This window comes from Pseudomonas taeanensis MS-3, from assembly GCF_000498575.2.
Lineage (GTDB): Bacteria > Pseudomonadota > Gammaproteobacteria > Pseudomonadales > Pseudomonadaceae > Aquipseudomonas > Aquipseudomonas taeanensis.
The window spans coordinates 69,792-90,663 of record NZ_AWSQ01000004.1 but is presented as its reverse complement, the minus strand read 5'-3'; the positions used below and the strand labels follow the sequence as shown (position 1 = coordinate 90,663).

Genomic DNA, 20,872 nt, shown 5'->3' with positions numbered 1-20,872 from the left:
GCGGCCGCGCCGTAGCCTGTTTTTGCGCGAGGCAAGACACTAGGTCCGTTTGTGTGGGGCGTGTGGATTTTCCACAGGCTTGTGCAGCATGCAGCCAGGCGAAGACGTGGGAAACCCCCAGAGGAGCGTTATGAGATGAGCGTAAGCTGGACGCACAAACCGGAGCCGAGTGTATGGGTCATACACGGCCACCTTGCCTGACCTTTTGGCAACGCTCCAGCGCGAGGGTGGCCGGTATGTCGTGGGGTTTTAAGCTCGTTTGGATGGGGCCTGCAAGCCATCTTCTAGCAGCCAGCGAGCGGCCGTACGGGCGGCGGCCTTGTGTTGCAACTCCAGTTCGTGGAAGTGCTTTTCATGCTGGCGTCGAGTGGTCTTGTCCAGCGCCTTCCAGTCACCATGGGTCGGCACTTGGGCCGTGGCTTCAAACAGTTGATGGAACACTTGGCAGCGCGTGTCCTGGCTCAGAGCGCTGTCGTAGTTGTCGAGCAGTACCTTGATGCGGATGGCGCCCTCGATCAGCGGCAGTTGACCGTCGAGCAAACTGCCAGCGAGGATTTGCAGGTCACCAGCCAGGCGTTCTCGACGTTCGTTGGTCGCCAGCTCCTGGTTGCGCTGTTGCGCCCAGACGCGGCGCCACAGATATAGGGCATACAGCGCAAGTGCAGTCAGCAGCGCTACACCAGTCACCAGCAAAACCAGGCTTAGGGTGCTCATTGGCGAGTCAGGCGCCGTGGCATTTCTTGAATTTTTTCTGGCTACCGCAGGGGCAGGGATCGTTGCGGCCAACGTCTTTCAAGGCGTTGCGCACGGGTTCCTGATGGTTGCAGTCGGGACCGTGTACATGGCCATGGTCATGCTGGTGGTCGTGATCATGGTTGCAGTCAGGGCCGTGGACGTGGGCTTGTTCGTTCATGTGTAGTTACTCCGGGATAAAATCGCCGGGAATTATCTCGCCATTTCGCTTCATGTGCACGCTGCGTCCGAACAACAAACCGGTTTTTACTTCGCCTTCGAGCTGATAGCGAATCGGTTCATCGGGATGCTCGAGCAACTTGACGATTTGCCGTACATGACGCCAGAGGTTGGTGCGCACTGGTACATCGAACACGTGGTGGCCATAAGCGGGAACGGTGAACCAGGCATCTGACTCGCCTTCTGCCAGCTTCACTTCATTGAGGTGGACCGAATAATCGAGGCCGCGTACTGGCAGGCTCATGCTGTTGGGGTTGTCGATGCGAAAACGCAGGACGAAGCGTTGTTCCAGCAGCTTGGCGCGAATGACTTCAACTTTCATCAGGCGAACATCGGGATCTTTGAAATCACCCGTCATCCACGTGGAGCATCCACCGAGGCCTGTAAGTAGGGCTGAAAATAGCAAGATCTTGAAAATTATTATTATTTTGCTCGGTGAAGACATTTCATACTCCGAATGACGCCCCAGTGTAACAAGCAACTGCTTGGTTGCAATGTGTTGTGAGGGTAAAAAAACCTGCGCCATACTGTATGTCGATTAGGACAGGAGTATGACCATGGATCTCTACGAGATCGCTTTTACTGGCCAATTAGTGCCGGGTGCCCAGTTGGAGCAGGTCAAAGCCAATCTGACCAAGCTGTTTCAAGCCGATGCTCAGCGTATCGCCATGTTGTTTTCTGGGCGGCGCATCGTCATCAAGAACAATCTGGATGCTGCAGGTGCGGAAAAATACCGCGTCACCTTAGCGCGTGCCGGTGCCCTGATCGAGGTGCTCGCCATGCCAGTGGCGATCGAAGAGGTTGAGCTGGCTCCGCCGCCTGTCGTACAGGTACCTGCCCAGGCAGGCGGCGAGGCGTCGGTGAATGCGTCGCCGGGACGGCTGACCATCGCGCCGCGGGATGAATATATGGCGGCCTTCGCCGAGGTGGATGCACCGAATTTCGGCATCGCCCCCCTGGGTGATGACTTGCAAGATGGCAAGCCCGAACCTCAAGCGCCGCCGCTCGACTTGTCGCAGTTCAGTCTGGCCCCGGCCGGTAGTGACATGGGGCAGGCGCAAGCCGTGTCCGACGCACCCGTACCGGATATTTCGCACCTCAAATTGCAGAATTAGTCATGTCGGGTCGTCGAATCAGGGCTGCCGGAGCTTTCAGACGAAGGCTGCACAGCATTTTTTGAATTTCTGTCTGCTGCCGCAGGGGCATGGGTCGTTGCGTCCGGCTTTCAGTTCTACGCTGGGGTCGATGAAGTACCAGCGGTCATCGTGCTGAACGAAGGCTGAGCGTTCGCGGTGGCTGTGTTCGCCGTCGTGATCGTGCCAGCGTGCGGTGAAGGTCACGAACGCGTGCTCTGGTTGGCCAGCCAGGATCTCGGCGCTTTCCACATTCAAGCCAAGCCAGGTGCTCTCGGAGCTCCAGGCGCTGACCGCGTCGCGATCCAGTCCGTCCTGTTGGGCCGGTAGGGTGGTCGTCAGTAGATAGTCGACCTGCCCCAGTACATAAGCGCTGTAGCGCGAGCGCATCAATGTTTCCGCGCTGGGTGCCGGGGCGCCGGCATGGTAGCGGCCACAGCACTCATTCAGAGGCTCGCCACTGCCGCAAGGGCAGCTTGTACGGGGAAGGGGAGTGGCCATCATGTCATCACCACCAAAACTTGCCGAAGTTTTCCGGGTTGGCCCAGAACTTGGCGTTGAGCCAGTCCGGTACCTGTTTGTAGTCGAGCAGATCGTAGGTAAACAGGTTGAGGGTTTGCTCGTCGCGTTGGAAGCGTTCGCTGGCTTGCAGGGCCAGGGCGTAGAAGTCGGTGTCTTGCCAGGCGCAAGCCTGCAAGTCGACCAACACCGCCATGCGGCTGGCATTCAGGTTGCGAATGCCTCCGAGAAGCTCCAGGCCGGTGCGTTTGGGTAGGTGCTCAAGGCAATCGACGATCAGCGCCAGATCAAAGCGTTGCGCAGCCACGTCAGCCGGCAGGACTCCCGCCACGGTGTGCGTGATCTGGCAATCCTCGTGAGCAGCCTGGAATGCGGCAATGGCCGGCAGTTCGCTAGCGCCGATTAGCAACAGGCGGCTCGGGGCGTAACGCTCAAGCAGGGCGGCTATGGCTTGTTGTGGTGTGCGGGAAGAAATACATGCAGCCATCGAAAATCCTCGATCAAGTTTGAAAAGACTAACGTGCTGGCGCGAGATGGCCTAGAGCGATCATTTACTTGAAGTGAGTCAACCATATCTGGCGGATTTTAAAACTGACGTCTTTACTCCATAAGTATCGGTTTTGGGCCGATTTCCAACAGGAGACTTGTTTATGAGCATCACAAGGAAAGCAGTACCCCTGATCTTGGCGACCAGCCTCTTGACTGGTTGTGCGGGATTGCAGAAGAGCGACTGGCCGAAGTGTGCCGCTGTCGGCGGTGTAGGCGGAGCTGCGTTGGGCGCGATCGAAAGCTCTACATGGGCTGGTGGCGGCGCGCTTGTCGGTGCCGGTATGGCGGCAGCGTACTGCTGGGTGCATGGCGCCGAGGCAGAGCAAATGGTGATGGTTGAGGAGGTTATGGTCGAGGAGCCCATGGCACCTGAGCCGGCTGAAATGGTTCGAGTCGAGTTGGACGTGAAGTTTGATTTCGACAAATCTGTGGTTAAAGAGGGAAGCTACGGCGATATCAAGAGTCTGGCTGATTTCATGCAACAGTTCCCACAAACCACCACGGTAGTTGAAGGTCATACCGACTCCGTCGGCACTGATGCTTACAACCAGGGATTGTCGGAGCGTCGCGCCAATGCCGTTCGTGACGTGTTGGTCAACCAGTACGGCGTCTCGGGTAGCCGAGTCAACGCAGTGGGCTACGGCGAGTCTCGCCCTGTTGCTGACAACGCCACTGACGCGGGGCGTGCCATCAATCGTCGGGTTGAGGCTGAGGTTGAAGCTCAGCCATAAGCGCTTGGCCGCACTCGGCGACAACACCAGGGAGTTGGCCAAGGCGTCTGTTGGCCTATAGCTAAGCTTGTGCAGTTCGAGTTGTGGGTCTTTACTCCTGTGTTATCGGTGCTAAGCCGGTAACATAGGAGCCTCCTCAATGAGCGCTAACCTCTCCAAGCTCATCCCCCTTCTTATGCTCAGCAGTGTTCTTGCTGGTTGCGTCACGACTTCAAATTCACAAAGCGTGCCACTCAATCAGGGGAACTGGCCTCTTTGCAGTGCGATTGGTGGTCTGGCCGGAGGTGGCTTAGGCGCAATCGAAAACTCTACCTGGGCAGCGGGCGGTGCTGTGGTCGGTGCGGTAATAGGCGGCCTGATCTGCTATGCCCAAGATGGCGATGAGGATGGTGATGGCGTTTTTGATCGACGAGATCGTTGCCCTGGCACACCGGCTAATACTCCGGTGCACCACAATGGTTGTGCGCTCAAGCTGTATTCGAGCAGCCCGGCAGCCGTGGAGCCTGAAGTCGTTGAGGCTGCCGAGCCGGTTCGCGTCGAATTGGATGTGAAATTCGATTTTGACAAGTCCGTTGTCAAGGCAGAAAGCCAAGCTGACATCAAGAGTTTGGCTGACTTCATGAAGCTATACCCGCAGACCATTACGACCGTCGAAGGGCACACCGATGCCGTCGGCACTGATGCCTATAATCAAGGTCTGTCCGAGCGCCGTGCCCATGCCGTGCGCGATGTGTTGGTCAACCAGCACGGCATCGAGACCAGTAGGGTTTCGTCCGTTGGCTACGGCGAGTCGCGACCTGTTGCCGACAACACTTCCGAGTCTGGGCGCGCCATCAATCGTCGGGTAGAGGCCGAGGTCGAAGCGCGGCCTTGATCCACGTCAGCTAATCCGTCCGGCGGAGCCTCACGTTGTCTTCAGTGAGGCTCGGTCTGCGCTCGTGTTTATTGGCTTATCGCTTTTTTCCGGCTGGTGCGGGCAATCTGCAGCAGTTAAGGTGCGGCCAAAGAATAATCTGCAAGGGGCGGATATGACGACTTTCTTGGGTCTGGGGAAAGTGCTGGCGGCGTTGTTTTGGGGCGCGCTGCTGGCCAACCTGTTCGATTCGTTTGCGCAGCCATTCTCGCTGCTGCTGCATGTGCTCGGTGGCTTGATTTTGCTGATGCATGGGGTCGAACTATTGCTGTTCAAGGATTGCCTCAGCGGGTGTCCACGGCCTTGGCGGGAACGTGCGCAGGTCATGCTCTTCGGCATATTCCATGTGATGGGAATGCCGCAATCGCAAGCAATGCTCGCAGTACCGCAGGAGGTTGAGCATGCGTAGGCTCTTGTTGTTGGCTACGTTGTGCAGCCCGATGGCACTGGCGCAGGCCTTGATCGAAGTCGAATCCCACGCACTGTTGCGGTTGCCGGCCACCACCGACGTGTTGCTGGTCGAGCGGCTAAGCATCGCCGACAACGGAACCTTGATGGTTCCAGCGGGGCTGACTGAAATTCGCGTCAGCGAACTGCGCCTTGGGCGTGATGCTCGGATTGCCATTGCGCCAAGCGAGCGACCTTTTCGCTTGCACGTCGGTCGTGGCGAAATTGCCCCTGGCGCGCAGATTAGTGCGCGTGGCGCCTCAGGTTCTCGGCTTAAACAGTCATTGCCTGGACGCACGCTGAGTATTCGTCTTGAGAACGTGACGACTGACGCGTTGATAGTCGATGCTCGCGGCAGTGCGGGTGCGCCAGGTTACGTAGGCTTGGATGGCGCCGATGGCAAGGCCGGTGGTTGTGCCTGGGGGCAGGCCAGCCGAGGCCATGACGGACAGAACGGCGGCGACGGACAGACTGGCACGGCGGGTGGCCGAGTTCGCGTGGAAGTACCGCAGGCGTTCCCGCTCGAGCGCCTGCAGATACGTTTGGATGGTGGGGCCGGTGGCCCGGCAGGCGAAGGTGGTAGCGGCGGTAGCGGTGGTGCGAGCACCGGCTGCTGGCTCTACAGCGCCGACGGCGCTGCCGATGGCCGGCCCGGTCAAACGGGGCGCGCGGGCGCCCAAGGTGCGGCGGGTGATTTGGATCTAGTGCGTTTCTAACGCCGCACTGGCCGGATAAGGAGCGCGTCAAGCGCTCCTGGCGCGGTTTAGAAACCGGGGCGTACGGCGGCGATGCTCACCACGAACAGCCCCAATATCAGGTTTAGACCCACCAGGCGGCGAATCCGCCCGAGTACCGCGCCGCCACTCGGCCAGTCTTCGGCGGCTACCGCGCGGCGCAACTCCGGTAATTGCAGCGCCTGCACGCGAATAAACAGCGCGAGCATGACCAGATAGAGTCCCATCATGATGTGCACGTAACGCGGGGCGCCTTCGAAGCCGGCGAAGCGCAAGTGCAGCATGCCCACGCCTGTGATCGGCAGCACCAGCACGGCGGCCCATACCCAGAGAAAGAAGCGGCTGAACACCTCGAGCCACAGTTTCAGTCGTGCCGGGGCTTCCAGCGCGCTGACGGCTGCGGGGCGCAGGACCATCCAGGCGAAGAACATGCCGCCTACCCAGATGAGGCTCGCAAGCAGGTGCAGGGCATAAGTCAAAGCGTGAGGCGTCATGCAAGTACTCCAGTCATATGAAAATTCGTTGAAAAACCACGGTGAGTTGCGCATGTCGCCGAAGAGTCGAGACGGCTCGAAGGTCCTCGCCCTGTTGCAATACGCGATTTTGGCAGCTGCGAGTACGCTATCGCCAGCATCCATGTCGCAGCTCTGTTTCTCGGTTGGCGTTTGCCAACGTTTTCAGCTGTCCGGTAAGCGGTTCAGCGCCGGGGTGAATAGCGCGTTATGATAGCGGCCGTTTGCAAACACTGAAAATTTATCCAGCCTTTTCGCGCCCAGATCCCCATGCTCAGTACCGAACTCAAGACCCAGATTCAGGGCGCCTATTCCCGTTTCCTCGATGCCAAGGGGCTAAAGCCGCGCTATGGGCAGCGCTTGATGATCGCCGAGATCGCCAAGGTGCTAGGTGCGATCAAGACCGACGATGAAGGTAAACGCAGCGGCGACCCCGCTGTGGTGGCAGTCGAGGCCGGTACGGGCACGGGGAAGACCGTGGCCTACTGCCTGGCGGCGATTCCCACGGCCAAGGCGGCCGGCAAGCGGTTGGTGGTTGCCACCGCAACCGTGGCCCTGCAAGAGCAGATCGTGCACAAGGATCTGCCGGACCTGATGCGCAACAGTGGCCTTAATTTCAGTTTCGCCCTGGCCAAGGGGCGCGGTCGCTACTTATGCCTGTCCAAGCTCGACCTGTTGTTGCAAGAAGGTCAGGCGCAGAGCTCCACCGCCCAGCTGTTCGCCGAAGAAGGCTTCAAGATCGACGTCGATGAGCAGAGCCAGAAACTGTTCACCGGGATGATCGAAAAACTTGCAGGCAACAAGTGGGACGGTGACCGCGACAGCTGGCCCGAGGAGCTGGAGGACGCAGACTGGGCGCGGCTGACCACCGACCACAGCCAGTGCACCAGTCGCCATTGCCCGAATTTCCAGCAATGCGCCTTTTATAAGGCGCGCGAAGGTATGGGCAAGGTTGATGTGATAGTCACCAACCACGACATGGTACTGGCCGATCTGGCCCTGGGTGGCGGTGCGGTGCTGCCAGACCCGCGTGAAACCTTCTATGTGTTTGACGAAGGCCATCACTTGCCCGACAAGGCGATCGGCCACTTCGCCCACTTTACCCGTCTGCGTTCGACCGCCGACTGGCTTGAGCAAACGGCGAAAAATCTCAGCAAACTGCTGGCCCAACATCCGCTGCCGGGCGACCTGGGGCGCTTGATCGAGCAGGTGCCCGAGCTGGCGCGCGCGATCAAGACTCAGCAGCAGTTCATGTTCAGCGCCTGTGAGCAACTTGCCGACTTCAAGCCGGGTGAGGACATGGAGGGTCGCGAGCGACCACGGCATCGCTTCGTCGGTGGCCGGGTGCCGGAGCACCTGACAGAGATGGGGCTGGAACTGAAAAAAGGCTTCTCCAAACTCACCGAGCTGTTCACCGGGCTTACCGAGAAGCTCAAGGAAGCCATGGATGGCGAAGCCACCATCGGTATCGCCAGTCATCAAGCGGAAGAATGGTACCCGCTGTTCGGCAGCCTGCTGGCTCGGGCTCAGGGCAACTGGGAGCTGTGGCTGGCCTTTACCGCCGAAGACCCGGAAGACAGTCCGCCAATGGCGCGCTGGCTGAGCCTGGCCGAGAGCGGTGCGTTGTTCGATATCGAGGTCAACGCCAGTCCCATCCTGGCGGCCGAGACCTTGCGGCGCAGCCTGTGGAACGTGGCCCATGGCGCCCTGGTGACGTCGGCGACCCTCACCGCCCTGGGCACCTTCGACCGTTATCGGATGCGCGCCGGACTGCCGAAAGTGGCGGTAACCGCGGTGGTGCCCAGTCCGTTTCATCATGCCGATGCCGGCGTACTGCGAGTGCCGGATCTCAAGGCCGATCCGCGCGATGCCGTGGCGCACACGGCGGCGATCATTCGTGACCTGCCCGCGCTGGTAGAAGGCTCGCGTGGCACCCTGGTGCTGTTCTCCTCGCGCAAGCAAATGAAGGAAGTCTTCGACGGCCTGGACCGTGATTGGCGTAAGCGCGTGTTTATCCAGGGCAATCTGTCCAAGCAGGAAACCCTGAACAAGCACAAGGCGCGGGTCGACGGGGGGGAGTCCAGTGTGCTGTTCGGCCTGGCCAGCTTCGCCGAAGGCGTCGATCTACCGGGCGCCTATTGTGAGCACGTGGTAATCGCCAAAATTCCCTTTGCCGTTCCAGATGACCCGGTGGAGGCGGCGCTGGCCGAGTGGATCGAGGCGCGCGGCGGCAATCCGTTCATGGAAATCTCCGTACCGGATGCGTCGTTACGCCTGGTCCAGGCCTGTGGCAGGCTGCTGCGCACCGAAGAAGACCGCGGCACCATCACCCTGCTTGATCGCCGGCTGGTAACCCAGCGTTACGGCAAGGCAATTCTCAATGCGCTGCCACCGTTTCGCCGAGAAATAACCTGAGACTTTTGTTTGTCAGGGGAAATGTTCGGTGAATGCAATGTCTGTTGGCCGGTCGCTTAGGAGAACCTGTAGATGATGTCCCGCGCAGTGCTTGTGGTCGCCCTGTTGTTTGTTTCACCGCTGTTCGCCGCCCCAGCGGGTCAACAGACCTTGTTTAACTTCGTCAGCCCCACCGATGTGGTGCAGGTGACCTCCCGTGACGCCAGTTTTCCGCAGTTGAGGGGTGAAACCACCCAAGCGGATGAAGTCCTGCGCAGGCTGGTATTTAACGCCGCCGAGCGGCCGAGTCTGCAGATGACTCCACAAGCGGGCGCCTGGAACTGGTCGAAGGCCGGCGCCATGACCCTGTATCTGCAAAATGCGATGGATTGGGCGTTGACCCTGAACGTGCGCATCGAAAGCCGTGACGGTAAGGTGCTGAATAGCCGTATCGCCCTACCGGCAGGGCCTGCGCAGGTTCTGCTGGTGCCGCTGCAGGCGACGTCGCCGAAAGCCCTGGGCATGCGTGCCGGGCCACCGATGCCCTGGCGCCACGAGGGGGAGTTGTTATTGCTGGCGACTGCCGTCGAGGGTGAGTTGGACCCAAGCCAGGTCACGGCAGTGACCCTTTCCATGGATCAGCCGGATGTACCGCAGAGCATCCTGCTCGGCCGCTTCGGCGTGCGCGAGGGTGTGGCGCCCCAGCAGGCAGCCTATGCGGGCATCGTCGATGGCTTTGGCCAGTACAGTCGTAGCCACTGGCCGGAAAAGATCAACAGCGTCGCGCAGTTGCAAGCGGCCGCCGTCAACGAACAGCTGCAGCTGAACAAATGGCTGGCGGAGCGTCCGGCACAGGATCAGTTCGGCGGTGTGCTCAACGCCCCGGCGTTCGAGGCCACGGGATTCTTTCGCACCGAAAAACAGGACGGCCGCTGGTATCTGGTCACCCCACAAGGGCATGCGTTTTTTTCCCTCGGGGTGAACGCGGTGACTTCCAGTCAGAGCCAGACCTATATCGAAGGTCGGGAGGCGATGTTCAGTGCGCTGCCCAAGGTCGACGAGCCGCTGGCTGCGCAGTACGGCAGCAGCGACAGCCGAAACAATAGCGGCGCGAGCAAAGGCCGTGGATTCGATCATGGGCGCTGGTTCGATTTTTACCGAGCCAACCTGCAGCGCACCTATGTGCAGGCGCGCTGCAGTGAGCCAGGCAAGCCGACCGCTGCGGCGCCAAATCCCAAAGCAGCTGACGTGGCAAAGGCTCCAGATGCTGCCAGCCCGACCTCGGCCACGCGAAACGCGAGCGAGAGCGCTTGTATCGATCAACCCTTCGATGCCGAACGCTGGAGTCGTCAGGCGCTGGATCGTTTGCAGGCCTGGGGATTCAATACCGTCGGCAACTGGAGCGAGCCGGCTCTGGGTCAGGCCAAACGTGTGCCCTACACCTTGCCGTTGTCGATCAGTGGCGATTACCAGACCATCAGCACAGGCCAGGATTGGTGGGGCGGCATGCCCGATCCGTTCGATCCGCGCTTCGCCATGGCCGCGGAGCGGGCCGTCGCCATTGCCACCCGTGATCATCGCGATGACCCCTGGCTGCTGGGCTATTTCGCCGACAACGAGCTGGCTTGGGCGCACCCGGACGCGGGGGCGCGCGGACGTTATGCGCTGGCCTACGGCACCCTGCGCTCGACCACCGATGTGCCGGCCAAGCGGGCCTTCCTCAAGCTACTGCGCGACAAGTACCGCAACCAGCAGGGTTTATCGCGGGCCTGGGGTATCGAGTTGGCGGCTTGGGAACTGATGGAAGATCCGGGCTTTGAGGCGCCGCTGCCCAGCGCCGAACACCCGGCCATCGAGCAGGACTTCCAGCGCTTCCAGCGACTGTTCGCCGACACCTATTTCAAGACCATTACCGATGCGCTCGATTGGCACGCGCCCAACCACCTGCTGCTCGGTGGTCGTTTCGCCATCAGCACGCCGGAGGCGGTGGCGTCCTGCGCCGAGTATTGCGATGTGCTGAGCTTCAACCTCTATACGCGCGAGCCGCAGCAGGGCTACGATTTCGCCGCGTTGCGCACGCTGGATAAACCTGTGCTGATCAGCGAGTTCCATTTCGGTTCGCGTGACCGTGGTCCGTTCTGGGGCGGGCTCAGCGAAGTGCCCAATGAACAACAGCGCGGGCCGGCGTATGCGCATTTCCTCAAGCAGGCCCTGGCCGAACCCTCGATAGTCGGTGCGCACTGGTTCCAGTATCTGGATCAGCCGGTAACCGGGCGCCTGCTGGATGGCGAGAACGGTCATCTGGGGCTGGTGGGCATCACCGATCGGCCCTTCAATAGCTTTATCGAGATCGTGCGCAAGAGCAATCTGAGGCTGGGTGAAGGCCTGGCTGCAATGCTCAAGACGCCAGAAGCCAACCCCGAACCGCAGTCAACGCCTTAGCGGTGTCTGTGTAGCGCCGCAGGTTGAACGCGGCCTTAGTCAAAGTGCATAAGGATTTATCTATGCTGATTCAGGGATATTTCGACCTTAAGTTCGAGGCCGTCAAGGACGCCTTTGCCGCCTTGTTCGAAGACCCACAAGAACGCGGTGCGGCCCTCTGCGTGCAGATCGCCGGCGAGACCGTGCTGGACATCTGGGCTGGCACGGCCGACAAGGACGGTCAGCAGGCCTGGCACTGCGACACCATTCTCAACCTGTTTTCCTGCACCAAGACCTTTACCGCCGTCACGGCCTTGCAGCTGGTCGGCGAGGGCAAGCTGGAATTGGATGCCCCGGTAGCGCGGTACTGGCCGGAGTTCGCCGCGGCGGGTAAGGAGAAAGTTACCTTGCGCCATCTGCTCAGCCATCAGGCCGGCTTGCCGGCATTGCGTGGGCAGCTACCGGCCGAAGCCCTGTATGACTGGCAGGTCATGACCACGGCGTTGGCTGCCGAGCAGCCATGGTGGCCGTTGGGCGCGGGGCACGGCTATGCGCCGATCACCTACGGTTGGCTGGTTGGCGAAGTATTGCGGCGTATCGAAGGTCGCGGACCAGGCGAGTCGATAGTCGCGCGCACGGCCAAGCCGCTCGGTTTGGATTTCCATGTTGGTCTGGCCGATGAAGAGTTCGAACGCGTGGCTGCGATCACTCGAGGCAAGGGCAACTTCGGTGACGCGGCCGCGCAGCGGCTGCTCAAGGTAACGATGAGTGAGCCAGCGGCCATGAGTACCCGAGCCTTTACCAACCCGCCATCGATCATGACCAGTACCAATAAGCCGGAATGGCGGCGTATGCAGCAGCCTGCGGCCAATGGGCATGGCAATGCACGCAGTCTCGCGGGATTTTACAGCGGTCTGCTCGATGGCCGTTTGCTGGAAAGCGAGCTACTTGATGAGCTGACTCGCGAGCATGGCGTTGGCGACGATAAGACCCTGCTGACGTGCACCCGCTTTGGTCTGGGCTGCATGCTCGATCAGCCAGCTGTGGCGAATGCGACCTACGGCATGGGCCCACGCGCCTTTGGTCATCCGGGGGCAGGCGGCTCCATTGGCTTTGCCGATCCAGAACGTGATGTGGCTTTTGGCTTTGTCACCAACAATTTAGGACCGTTCGTCTTAATGGACCCCCGTGCGCAAAAACTTGCGCGCATGTTGGCTGATTGTTTGTAGGAAGCTCGACTAAACTCCCTGCCAAATGTGGCTGCTCAGGCGTTAATACTGGCCAGTGGCCGGTTCCTTTTGACTATTTTGTGTGTGGATACCCATGGTTGCTAACAGATCTCTCGCGTTCGTCCTGTGTTTGCTGATTGCCGGTTGCGCCGGCTCTGAAAAGAGCAAAAGGGCAGACGCGGTTGCTATGCCCGCCGCGAAAGTCATCCAGGCCGATTTGGATGAATACGAGCCGCGCGTGCGAGAGGCGATCAAGGGCAGCCATTTCGAGTTGGTGCGCCAGGAGAATGTCTTGGTGGTTACTGCGCCAGTATTGGGAACATTCAACCCCGATCGCCCGCACATGTTGTTGCCGGTGACGCTCGGCCCCATCAGCCGCATTGCCAAGCTGTTGGAGCGCGACAAGAGCATCGGTGTGCTGGTGCTCGGCCATGCCGATAGCAGCGGTGCGGCGGCGCTTAACCGTGAGTTGAGCCATGAGCGGGCGCGGGCGTTTACCGCGATCTTCCGCTTGAGCGGGCTGAGACAAGATCGATTGATGGTCAAGGGCGTGGGCTCGGACATGCCGCGTGCCGACAACAATAGTGCTGCGGGTCGTGCCCTGAACAGGCGTGTGGAGATCATTCTGACCTCGCAGGACACCATGCAAGCCCTGCTCGCCAAGTACAGCCAGCCGGCGCTCCCAGCCGCCGCAGTGGTGGCCAAGCGGACAGTTGACGCCGATCAAGCCAAGTGAGGCTGATCTGGGTAAGCTAGGCAAAATTCGTGTTTGAGAATCTTGCCATGACCCCGACCCTGGCCGATATGCGCCGCGATTACATTCGTGACGGTTTGAGTGAGGCGCAGGCGCCGAGCGAACCCTTCAGCCTGTTTGAGCAATGGTTCGCCGAGGCCGTAAAAACCGAACAACTGCCGGTCGAGCCCAATACCATGACCCTGGCGACGGTCGACGACGACGGTCGTCCGCATTGTCGGGTGCTGTTGCTCAAAGGCCTGGATGCGCGCGGCTTTACTTTTTTCAGTAACTACGACAGCGCCAAAGGGCAACAGCTGGCGGCCAAGCCCTATGCGGCAATGACCTTCTTCTGGCCAACCCTTGAGCGCCAAGTGCGTATCGAGGGGCGGGTCGAGCGGGTTGCCCCGGCCGAGTCCGACGCCTATTTCCAGGTGCGACCGTTGGGCAGTCGCCTGGGTGCCTGGGCTTCGCCGCAGAGTCGGGTGATCAGCGGGCGCGCCGAGCTAGAGGCCATGCTGGCCGAGACTGAGCAGCGTTTTCTCGATCAGGCACCACACTGTCCATCTCATTGGGGCGGGTATCGCCTGCTGCCCGAGCGTATCGAGTTCTGGCAGGGGCGTGCCAGTCGACTGCATGATCGCCTGAATTACCGCCTGCAAGACAGCGTCTGGCTACGTGAGCGCTTGGCGCCCTGAGTGGTGTAGGTGGCTGAAGTAGCCTCGGTCACTGCGGATGCTTTGCCTCTGGGCGATCAACTGGCTCGTTTAACCGGCTGGCTGCTAGTGCGTTGAGCCATGGCTTGAGCGAGCCTGTGACATTGCCAGTGTGTGGCATGTGGCGTAACAGATCAGCCGTCAAGTCCAGCCGCTCCGCTCGGTTAATGTTGCGCTATAGTCGTGACATGGGCCCCTTGGGCGCTGTCTAATGGGAGAAACCCACTGGAGGAATTGTTATGCGTCAACCCACTCTGTTCATTGCCTCGTTTACGGCGCTGGCCCTGACTCTCGGCGGTTGCGCGTCCAGCCTGACAGGTGATAGCTACTCGCGTGATGAAGCGCGGAGCGTACAAACCGTGCGTATGGGCACAATCGAGTCGTTGCGTCCGGTGAAAATTGAAGGCACCAAGACCCCAATCGGTGCGGGGGCAGGTGCGGTCGTCGGTGGTGTGGCCGGCAGTGGCGTCGGTGGCGGTCGCGGCAGTGCCGTGGCGGCTGTGATCGGTGCGGTGGCGGGCGGTTTGATTGGTGCTGCGGCCGAGGAGGGCATCACCCGCACCCAAGGCGTGGAAATCACCGTGCGTGAAGACGACGGCACCATGCGCGCGTATGTCCAGCAAGTCGAAGAGAACCAGATCTTCCGAGTTGGCCAGCGCGTACGCATCATGAGTGTTAACGGCACCAGCCGCGTTTCCCTCTGAATGAGGCTTAAGCCGGATCAGCTCTCGCTGATCCGGCTTTTTCGTGTGCGCCATTCGGCGCGGCAAAGCGCACTGCCGGGCGGCCAGTCTCCAACTAGAGTCTGTTAACCGTCGGCTTAGTGCTTTTCGTAATACTTCTATTCATGACGTTGTGTCGATAGTTATGGATAATCGACAAATTATCCTGCGCCAACAAAAGCTTAGGCTACGCAGCAGGTATGGGTTGCACTGTTAAGGTGCGCCGGTCAGGTGAGGCGTTGACCGTCGACACAGGGTCAGTGCACCCGTTAGGACGCTAACAGGCCGTCATGCCATTTTCGGCGGGCTTGCAGAAGGGGTTTAGTGTATGGCGCTTGCGCTGATTATCGCCTTGCCATTTTTTGGGGTGATATTTCCTCTATTGACCGAGCGCTTGGGGCGTTCGGCCTGTTCTGTAGCGGCGGGAATTGCGCCGCTCGCTGCACTGGCAATATTGCTGTCGAAACAGTCGGCAGTGTTCGCCGGCGAGGTGTTGCGGGTCAAGCTGGAGTGGCTGCCGACGCTGGGATTGAACCTGAGTTTGCGCCTCGACGGCTTGGGTTTCCTGTTTGCCTTACTGATCCTCGGCATCGGTTTGCTGGTCATCCTCTATGCCCGCTACTACCTGTCGAAACAGGAGCCGATGGGCCGCTTTTATGCCTTTTTGCTGTTGTTTATGGGGGCCATGCTCGGCGTAGTGCTGTCGGAAAATCTGCTGCTGATGTTGATGTTCTGGGAGCTGACCAGCCTGTCGTCGTTTCTCCTGATCGGCTACTGGAGTGCTCGCTCGGATGCCCGTAAGGGCGCGCGCATGGCACTGGCGGTCACCGGGGGCGGCGGCCTGGCCTTGCTCGCAGGCATATTGCTGATCGGTCACATCGCCGGCAGCTTCGAGTTGTCTCGGGTGCTCGCCTCGGGCTACGCCATTCGTGCCCATGAACTGTATCCGCTGGCCCTGGTGCTGGTGTTGCTCGGCGTGTTCACCAAGTCGGCGCAGTTTCCCTTCCATTTCTGGTTGCCCCATGCGATGTCGGCACCCACGCCGGTCTCGGCCTACCTGCATTCGGCGACCATGGTCAAGGCCGGGGTCTTCCTGTTGGCGCGCTTGTACCCGGCCCTGGCCGGTTCCGAGTGGTGGTTCTACCTGGTCAGTATCACCGGCCTGGTGACCTTGCTGGTGGGCGCGGGCATGGCCTTGTTCCAGCACGACTTGAAAGGCTTGCTGGCCTACTCGACCATCAGCCATCTGGGCCTGATCACTCTGTTGTTTGGCGTGGATACGCGCCTGGGTGCGGTGGCCGCGGTGTTCCACATCATCAACCACGCCACCTTCAAGGCTTCGCTGTTCATGGCTGCGGGGATCATCGATCACGAGACGGGAAGCCGCGATATGCGGCGCATCAACGGCATGTGGAAGTACATGCCGCATACGGCGATGCTGGCCATGGTGGCGGCCTCGGCTATGGCCGGGGTGCCCTTGCTCAACGGCTTCCTGAGTAAGGAGATGTTCTTCAGCGAGACCCTCAACCTGCACATGCTCGGCAGCTTCAACTGGGTGATTCCGGCCGGTGCGACCCTGGGCGGGGTATTTTCGGTGGCCTATTCGCTGCGCTTCATTCACGACGTGTTCTTCAATGGCGAGCCGATCAACCTGCCGAAATACCCACCGCATGAGCCACCACGCTATATGAAGGTGCCGGTGGAGGTGCTGGTGTTCCTCTGCCTGCTGGTCGGCATCGTGCCGGCCTACACCGTGGCGCCGCTGCTGGCGGCCGCTGCCTCGGCCAGTCTCGGCGGTGAGCTGCCGGTCTACAGCCTGGCCATCTGGCACGGTTTCAACCTGCCGCTGTTCATGAGCTTTATCGCCTTGTTCGGCGGTGTGCTCATCTACTCCTTCCGCCAACCCTTGTTCCGTTGGTATGCCGGCTTGCCGAGCATGGATGCCTCGCTGTTATTCGAGCGTGGTGTGGTGCTGCTGGTCGAGACTTGCACGGCTATCACCCAGCGCCTGGAAAACGGTTCGTTGCAACGTTATCTATCGCTGCTGCTGGGGGCTGCGCTGGTAGTGGTGACTCTCGGCCTGGGCCCCTTGCCTGAGGTTACGGGGGCGGTGGCTATGACTCCGATCAACGGCATCGGCGCACTGGGTCTGGGAATTCTGGCCTTGGCCGCGCTGGTCACTGTGGTGTTCCATCGCCAGCGCCTGGTCTCGTTGCTGATGCTCAGCGTGGTCGGCTTGATGGTGGCGCTGGTGTTTGCCGGCTACTCCGCGCCGGATCTGGCGCTGACCCAGCTGTCGGTGGAGGTGGTGACCATCATCCTGCTGATGCTGGCGCTGTATTTCCTGCCGGCACAGACCCATGGCGAGTCGAGCAGTATTCGCGGTTTGCGCGACTTTATCCTGGCCATCGGCAGTGGGGTGATGGTGGCGATGCTGGTGTTCGCCGTGCTGACCCGGCCCTACGACAGTATTTCCAGTTTCTTCCTGGCGAACAGCCTGTCCGGCGGGGGCGGGCACAACGTGGTCAATGTGATTCTGGTCGACTTCCGCGGTTTCGATACCCTGGGTGAAATCAGCGTCCTGGCGATTGCCGGTGTCGGTATCTACGCGATGCTCGACGGACTGCGGCTGATCCAGCCGCGTGCCGATGCGCAGGGGCGCAACTGGGCGCGCGATCGCCATCCGCTGATCCTCGCAACCTTGTCGCGGGTGTTGTTGCCGATGGCCTTGCTGATCTCGGTATTCATCTTCCTGCGTGGGCACAATCAGCCTGGTGGCGGCTTTATCGCCGGCTTGATCACCGCCGTGGCGCTGATTCTGCAATATGTCGCCAGCGGTGTGCAGTGGACCCAGTCGCGCCTGCCGCTGAACTATCACCGCATGGCCGGAGCCGGGGTCATGATCGCCGGGTTGACCGGCTTGGGCAGTTGGCTGTTTGGCAAGCCATTCCTGACCTCGACCTTCGGCCACGTCGCTATCCCGCTGGTGGGCGAAGTCGAACTGGCCAGCGCCATGCTGTTTGACCTGGGCGTCTATCTGACCGTAGTCGGGGCGACCCTGCTGATTCTCGCCAACCTGGGCAAGCTGACCCAGGAAAAAGCCGGACAAGAGGTTCTTTGAGATGGAAGCATTATTTGCCGCAGCGCTCGGCATTCTCACCGCCAGCGGCGTGTACCTGTTGCTGCGAGCACGTACCTTCCCGGTGGTGATGGGCCTGACACTGATTTCCTACGCGGTAAACCTGTTTCTGTTCGCCATGGGCCGTCTGCATACCGGGGTGTCTTCGGTGATCGCAGAAGGCGCTGAATATGGCGATCCGTTGCCACAGGCGCTGGTGCTCACTGCAATTGTGATCGGTTTCGCCATGACCGCCTTCGTGGTGGTGCTGGCGTTGCGTAGCGTCGGTGAAATGCAGACCGACCATGTCGATGGCCAGGAGCCTGGACGATGAATCATGGCTTGGCTTTGCCGGTGCTGTTGCCGATGTTTATCGGCTGCCTGCTGTTGTTCGGTGCGCGACTTAGCATGCCGATCAAGCGCGTCTTGTCGCTGACCTCGACCACCCTGTTAGTGCCATTGAGCATGTGGCTGATGTGGCAGGCCGATCAGGGCGCGCTGCAGACCTATGCGATGGGTGATTGGCAAGCGCCATTCGGCATCATCCTGCTACTCGATCGTCTGAGTGCGCTGCTGCTGGTGGTTACCGCGGTGTTGGCGTTTTTCGCCTTGCTCTACGCAGTGCGCGGGGATGACGAGCGTGGACGCAACTTCCATGCGTTGTTCCAGTTTCAACTGATGGGGATCAATGGCGCTTTCCTCACCGGCGACCTGTTCAACCTGTTCGTGTTCTTCGAGATCCTGCTGATCGCCTCCTATTCACTGTTGCTACATGGCGGCGGCCCGGAGCGGGTTCGCGCCGGCCTGCATTATGTGATCCTCAATCTGGTGGGCTCGGCATTTTTCCTGATCGCCGTAGGCGTGCTGTATGGCATTACCGGCACCCTGAATATGGCTGATTTATCCATTCGGGTAGCGGCGGCGAATGCCGAGCAGGCGCCGCTGCTGGGGGCTGCCGGCTTGCTCTTGCTGGTGGTGTTCGGCCTGAAGGCGGCGTTTCTGCCGCTGTATTTCTGGCTGCCCAAGGCTTATGCGTCGGCGTCGGCGCCGGTGGCGGCACTCTTCGCCATCATGACCAAAATTGGCCTGTATTCGATTCTGCGGGTGTACACGCTGATCTTCGGGGATGACGCCGGCACCTTGGCCAATATGGCTGAGGCCTGGCTGTGGCCGCTGGCGCTGCTGACCATGGTCGGCGGGGTGATTGGCGCATTGGCGGCGACCAGTCTGCACGGCTTGTTGGCTTACCTGGTGGTGGTCTCGGTGGGCACTTTGCTCGCGGGGCTGGCCCAGGGCACGGCGGAGGCTTTGTCTGCCGCCTTGTACTACCTGATTCACAGCAGCTGGATCGCCGGCGGTCTGTTCCTCCTGGCTGACCTGATCTCCCGCCAACGCGGGGCGAAAACCACCCGCCTGATACAAGGGCCGGAGTTGCAGAATCCCCACCTGCTCGGTGGCTTGTTCTTTATCGGGGCGATCGCCGTGGCGGGGTTGCCGCCGCTGTCCGGCTTCGTCGGCAAACTGCTGTTGCTGCGGGCAGTCGAACCGGGCTTGCAGGCCTTGTTCCTGTGGCCGGTGGTGCTGGTGGGCGGCTTGGCCACCATGATCGGCCTCAGCCGAGCCGGCAGCACCTTGTTCTGGCGGGTGGGGCAGAGCCAGCTGGACAGTGCCGAACTGGATTACGGGCGGTTGTTTGCCTGCGCCAGCTTATTGCTGCTCAGTCCCTTGCTGGTTGGTCTTGCCGCGCCGCTGCTGGCCTATGTCGACGCGACGGTCATTCAGTTGCACGATCTTCAATTGTATCGACAACTGGTGTTGCCGGGAGGTGCGTCATGAAGGCGCGTCGCTGGTTCCCTCAGCCGTTGCTCAGTCTCTCCTTGCTGGTGGTCTGGATGCTGCTGGCAAATGATTTCAGCCTCGGCCAGTGTCTACTCGGCGCGCTACTCGGCTGGGTTATTCCATTGGTGACCGAGGTGTTCTGGATCAATCCACCGCGGGTAGACAAGCCCTTCAAGCTCTGCCTGTTCTTCCTGCGGGTGCTGGGCGATATCGTGGTCGCCAACCTTGAAGTGGCGAGGCTGATCCTCAATCCGAAGGCCGAGATGCGCCCGGCGTTTGTCGAGATTCCCATCGAACTGGAAGACGAACTGGCCTTGACCATGCTTGCCAGCATCATCTCACTCACCCCGGGCACTGTGACCGCCGACATGAGCGACGATCGCAAGACCTTGTTGGTGCACGCCCTGGACGTGGCCGATGAGGCCCGCCTGATACGTGATATCAAGACCCGCTACGAAGCGCCGTTGCTGGAGGTGTTCGCATGCTCGACTACGTGATTCCGCTGTGCCTGGCGATGATGGGCCTGGCCCTGGTGCTGACTCTGGCGCGGATGATCAAGGGGCCGGATCTGCCGGACCGCATTCTTGCCCTGGATACCCTATATATCAACGCCATTGCCTTGCTGGTGCTATTCGGTGTGTGGCTGGACACCGGGTTGTATTTTGAGGCGGCGCTGTTGATCGCCGTCATGGGCTTTATCGGTACGGTGGCCGTGGCCAAATACCTGTTGCGTGGCGACATCATCGAATAAGGAGCCGCAATGAATAGCTGGATCGAAGCACTGGTCGCCCTGTTTCTCCTGGCGGGCAGTCTGTTTGCCCTGATTGGCGCGATTGGTTTGTACCGACTGCCGGATTTCTTCATGCGCCTGCACGCTCCGACCAAGTCGACTACCTTGGGCGTCGGCGGCATGGTCATCGCTTCATTGATCTACTTCAGCAGCCGTGGCGATGGCCTCAGCCTGCATGAGCTGCTGATCACCCTGTTCCTGTTCATCACCGCGCCGGTCAGCGCGCACATGCTGGCCAAGGCCGCCCTGCAGCAGAAAGTGCGTCTCAGCGACAAGACCCACGGTAGGCCCTGGGAGCAGTAAGGAGCCTGGTCAATTGCCGCATGCGCGCCGGGTTTCATGAGGTGCATCCATGCACCTCACCCTGCGGGTAGCTAAAGCTGTGCAGAACGACGTCCTG

At 60.5% G+C, this 20,872-nt stretch carries 21 protein-coding genes and 2 pseudogenes; 17 read left to right on the top strand and 6 right to left on the bottom strand.

The features are described from left to right. Positions 1 to 249 precede the first annotated feature (249 nt). Genes TMS3_RS14140 through TMS3_RS14130 form a run of 3 tightly spaced genes read right to left on the bottom strand, consistent with a single transcriptional unit; the run spans position 250 to position 1,417 of the window. A complete protein-coding gene (locus TMS3_RS14140) occupies positions 250 to 714 on the bottom strand; it encodes a DUF2489 domain-containing protein (protein WP_025165930.1) in 465 nt (154 codons plus the stop codon). A 7-nt stretch (positions 715 to 721) separates the two neighbouring features. Then, positions 722 to 913, bottom strand: a complete 192-nt coding sequence (locus TMS3_RS24660; protein ID WP_043301902.1) for an SEC-C metal-binding domain-containing protein — start codon at positions 911 to 913, stop codon at positions 722 to 724. A gap of 6 nt (positions 914 to 919) precedes the next feature. Continuing rightward, a complete protein-coding gene (locus TMS3_RS14130) occupies positions 920 to 1,417 on the bottom strand; it encodes an LEA type 2 family protein (protein WP_025165928.1) in 498 nt (165 codons plus the stop codon). A gap of 112 nt (positions 1,418 to 1,529) precedes the next feature. Here TMS3_RS14130 and TMS3_RS14125 point away from each other — a divergent pair, with 112 nt between their 5' ends. Continuing rightward, complete coding sequence (locus TMS3_RS14125; RefSeq protein ID WP_025165927.1) at positions 1,530 to 2,087, top strand: hypothetical protein; 558 nt, start codon at positions 1,530 to 1,532, stop codon at positions 2,085 to 2,087. Positions 2,088 to 2,123: 36 nt separating this feature from the next. On the opposite strand, the gene TMS3_RS14120 is transcribed toward TMS3_RS14125, so the two are convergent. After that, positions 2,124 to 2,606 carry a YchJ family protein gene (locus TMS3_RS14120; protein ID WP_407691617.1) on the bottom strand — a complete coding sequence of 161 codons (483 nt, stop codon included), beginning with the start codon at positions 2,604 to 2,606 and terminating at the stop codon, positions 2,124 to 2,126. Positions 2,607 to 2,613: 7 nt separating this feature from the next. After that, complete coding sequence (locus TMS3_RS14115; RefSeq protein WP_025165925.1) at positions 2,614 to 3,111, bottom strand: DUF6231 family protein; 498 nt, start codon at positions 3,109 to 3,111, stop codon at positions 2,614 to 2,616. A gap of 430 nt (positions 3,112 to 3,541) precedes the next feature. On the opposite strand from TMS3_RS14115, the pseudogene TMS3_RS25625 reads away from it, so the two are divergent. The 4 genes and pseudogenes from TMS3_RS25625 to TMS3_RS14095 form a co-directional block, all read left to right on the top strand. Further along, a pseudogene (locus tag TMS3_RS25625) lies at positions 3,542 to 3,904 on the top strand (OmpA family protein); the annotation flags it as partial. A 379-nt stretch (positions 3,905 to 4,283) separates the two neighbouring features. Further along, a pseudogene (locus TMS3_RS14105) lies at positions 4,284 to 4,778 on the top strand (OmpA family protein); the annotation flags it as partial. Between the two features lie 64 nt (positions 4,779 to 4,842). Then, the gene (locus tag TMS3_RS14100; protein ID WP_235576642.1) at positions 4,843 to 5,226 is read left to right on the top strand and encodes a DUF1145 domain-containing protein; all 384 of its coding nucleotides are present in this window, start codon (positions 4,843 to 4,845) and stop codon (positions 5,224 to 5,226) included. Further along, positions 5,219 to 5,980, top strand: a complete 762-nt coding sequence (locus TMS3_RS14095; protein ID WP_025165921.1) for a hypothetical protein — start codon at positions 5,219 to 5,221, stop codon at positions 5,978 to 5,980. The genes TMS3_RS14100 and TMS3_RS14095 overlap by 8 nt, the downstream gene beginning before the upstream one ends. A gap of 47 nt (positions 5,981 to 6,027) precedes the next feature. Here the strand turns inward: TMS3_RS14095 and TMS3_RS14090 are convergent, their stop codons facing one another. Next, on the bottom strand, positions 6,028 to 6,492 hold the full coding sequence (locus TMS3_RS14090; protein ID WP_025165920.1) for a CopD family protein: 465 nt from the start codon (positions 6,490 to 6,492) through the stop codon (positions 6,028 to 6,030). 288 nt (positions 6,493 to 6,780) lie between these two features. Here TMS3_RS14090 and dinG point away from each other — a divergent pair, with 288 nt between their 5' ends. The 12 genes from dinG (at position 6,781) to TMS3_RS14025 (ending at position 20,775) form a co-directional block, all read left to right on the top strand. Further along, positions 6,781 to 8,925 carry an ATP-dependent DNA helicase DinG gene (gene dinG, locus TMS3_RS14080; RefSeq protein ID WP_025165918.1) on the top strand — a complete coding sequence of 715 codons (2,145 nt, stop codon included), beginning with the start codon at positions 6,781 to 6,783 and terminating at the stop codon, positions 8,923 to 8,925. A gap of 72 nt (positions 8,926 to 8,997) precedes the next feature. Continuing rightward, on the top strand, positions 8,998 to 11,346 hold the full coding sequence (locus TMS3_RS14075) for a beta-galactosidase (protein WP_025165917.1): 2,349 nt from the start codon (positions 8,998 to 9,000) through the stop codon (positions 11,344 to 11,346). 62 nt (positions 11,347 to 11,408) lie between these two features. After that, the gene (locus TMS3_RS14070; RefSeq protein ID WP_025165916.1) at positions 11,409 to 12,554 is read left to right on the top strand and encodes an EstA family serine hydrolase; all 1,146 of its coding nucleotides are present in this window, start codon (positions 11,409 to 11,411) and stop codon (positions 12,552 to 12,554) included. 94 nt (positions 12,555 to 12,648) lie between these two features. After that, complete coding sequence (locus tag TMS3_RS14065; RefSeq protein ID WP_025165915.1) at positions 12,649 to 13,290, top strand: OmpA family protein; 642 nt, start codon at positions 12,649 to 12,651, stop codon at positions 13,288 to 13,290. A 47-nt stretch (positions 13,291 to 13,337) separates the two neighbouring features. After that, positions 13,338 to 13,985: a pyridoxamine 5'-phosphate oxidase gene (pdxH, locus tag TMS3_RS14060; RefSeq protein ID WP_025165914.1), complete on the top strand. Its 648-nt coding sequence runs from the start codon at positions 13,338 to 13,340 to the stop codon at positions 13,983 to 13,985. Between the two features lie 257 nt (positions 13,986 to 14,242). Further along, on the top strand, positions 14,243 to 14,707 hold the full coding sequence (locus tag TMS3_RS14055) for an outer membrane lipoprotein (RefSeq protein ID WP_025165913.1): 465 nt from the start codon (positions 14,243 to 14,245) through the stop codon (positions 14,705 to 14,707). A 346-nt stretch (positions 14,708 to 15,053) separates the two neighbouring features. Beyond that, positions 15,054 to 17,846, top strand: a complete 2,793-nt coding sequence (locus TMS3_RS14050) for a monovalent cation/H+ antiporter subunit A (protein ID WP_025165912.1) — start codon at positions 15,054 to 15,056, stop codon at positions 17,844 to 17,846. Between the two features lies 1 nt (position 17,847). Then, a complete protein-coding gene (locus tag TMS3_RS14045) occupies positions 17,848 to 18,177 on the top strand; it encodes a Na+/H+ antiporter subunit C (RefSeq protein ID WP_025165911.1) in 330 nt (109 codons plus the stop codon). Beyond that, positions 18,174 to 19,679: a monovalent cation/H+ antiporter subunit D gene (locus TMS3_RS14040; protein WP_025165910.1), complete on the top strand. Its 1,506-nt coding sequence runs from the start codon at positions 18,174 to 18,176 to the stop codon at positions 19,677 to 19,679. The genes TMS3_RS14045 and TMS3_RS14040 overlap by 4 nt, the downstream gene beginning before the upstream one ends. Further along, a complete protein-coding gene (locus TMS3_RS14035) occupies positions 19,676 to 20,179 on the top strand; it encodes a Na+/H+ antiporter subunit E (RefSeq protein WP_025165909.1) in 504 nt (167 codons plus the stop codon). The genes TMS3_RS14040 and TMS3_RS14035 overlap by 4 nt, the downstream gene beginning before the upstream one ends. Continuing rightward, the gene (locus TMS3_RS14030) at positions 20,164 to 20,433 is read left to right on the top strand and encodes a K+/H+ antiporter subunit F (protein WP_025165908.1); all 270 of its coding nucleotides are present in this window, start codon (positions 20,164 to 20,166) and stop codon (positions 20,431 to 20,433) included. The genes TMS3_RS14035 and TMS3_RS14030 overlap by 16 nt, the downstream gene beginning before the upstream one ends. Before the next feature lie 9 nt (positions 20,434 to 20,442). Beyond that, positions 20,443 to 20,775, top strand: a complete 333-nt coding sequence (locus TMS3_RS14025; RefSeq protein ID WP_025165907.1) for a Na+/H+ antiporter subunit G — start codon at positions 20,443 to 20,445, stop codon at positions 20,773 to 20,775. Positions 20,776 to 20,872 lie beyond the last annotated feature (97 nt).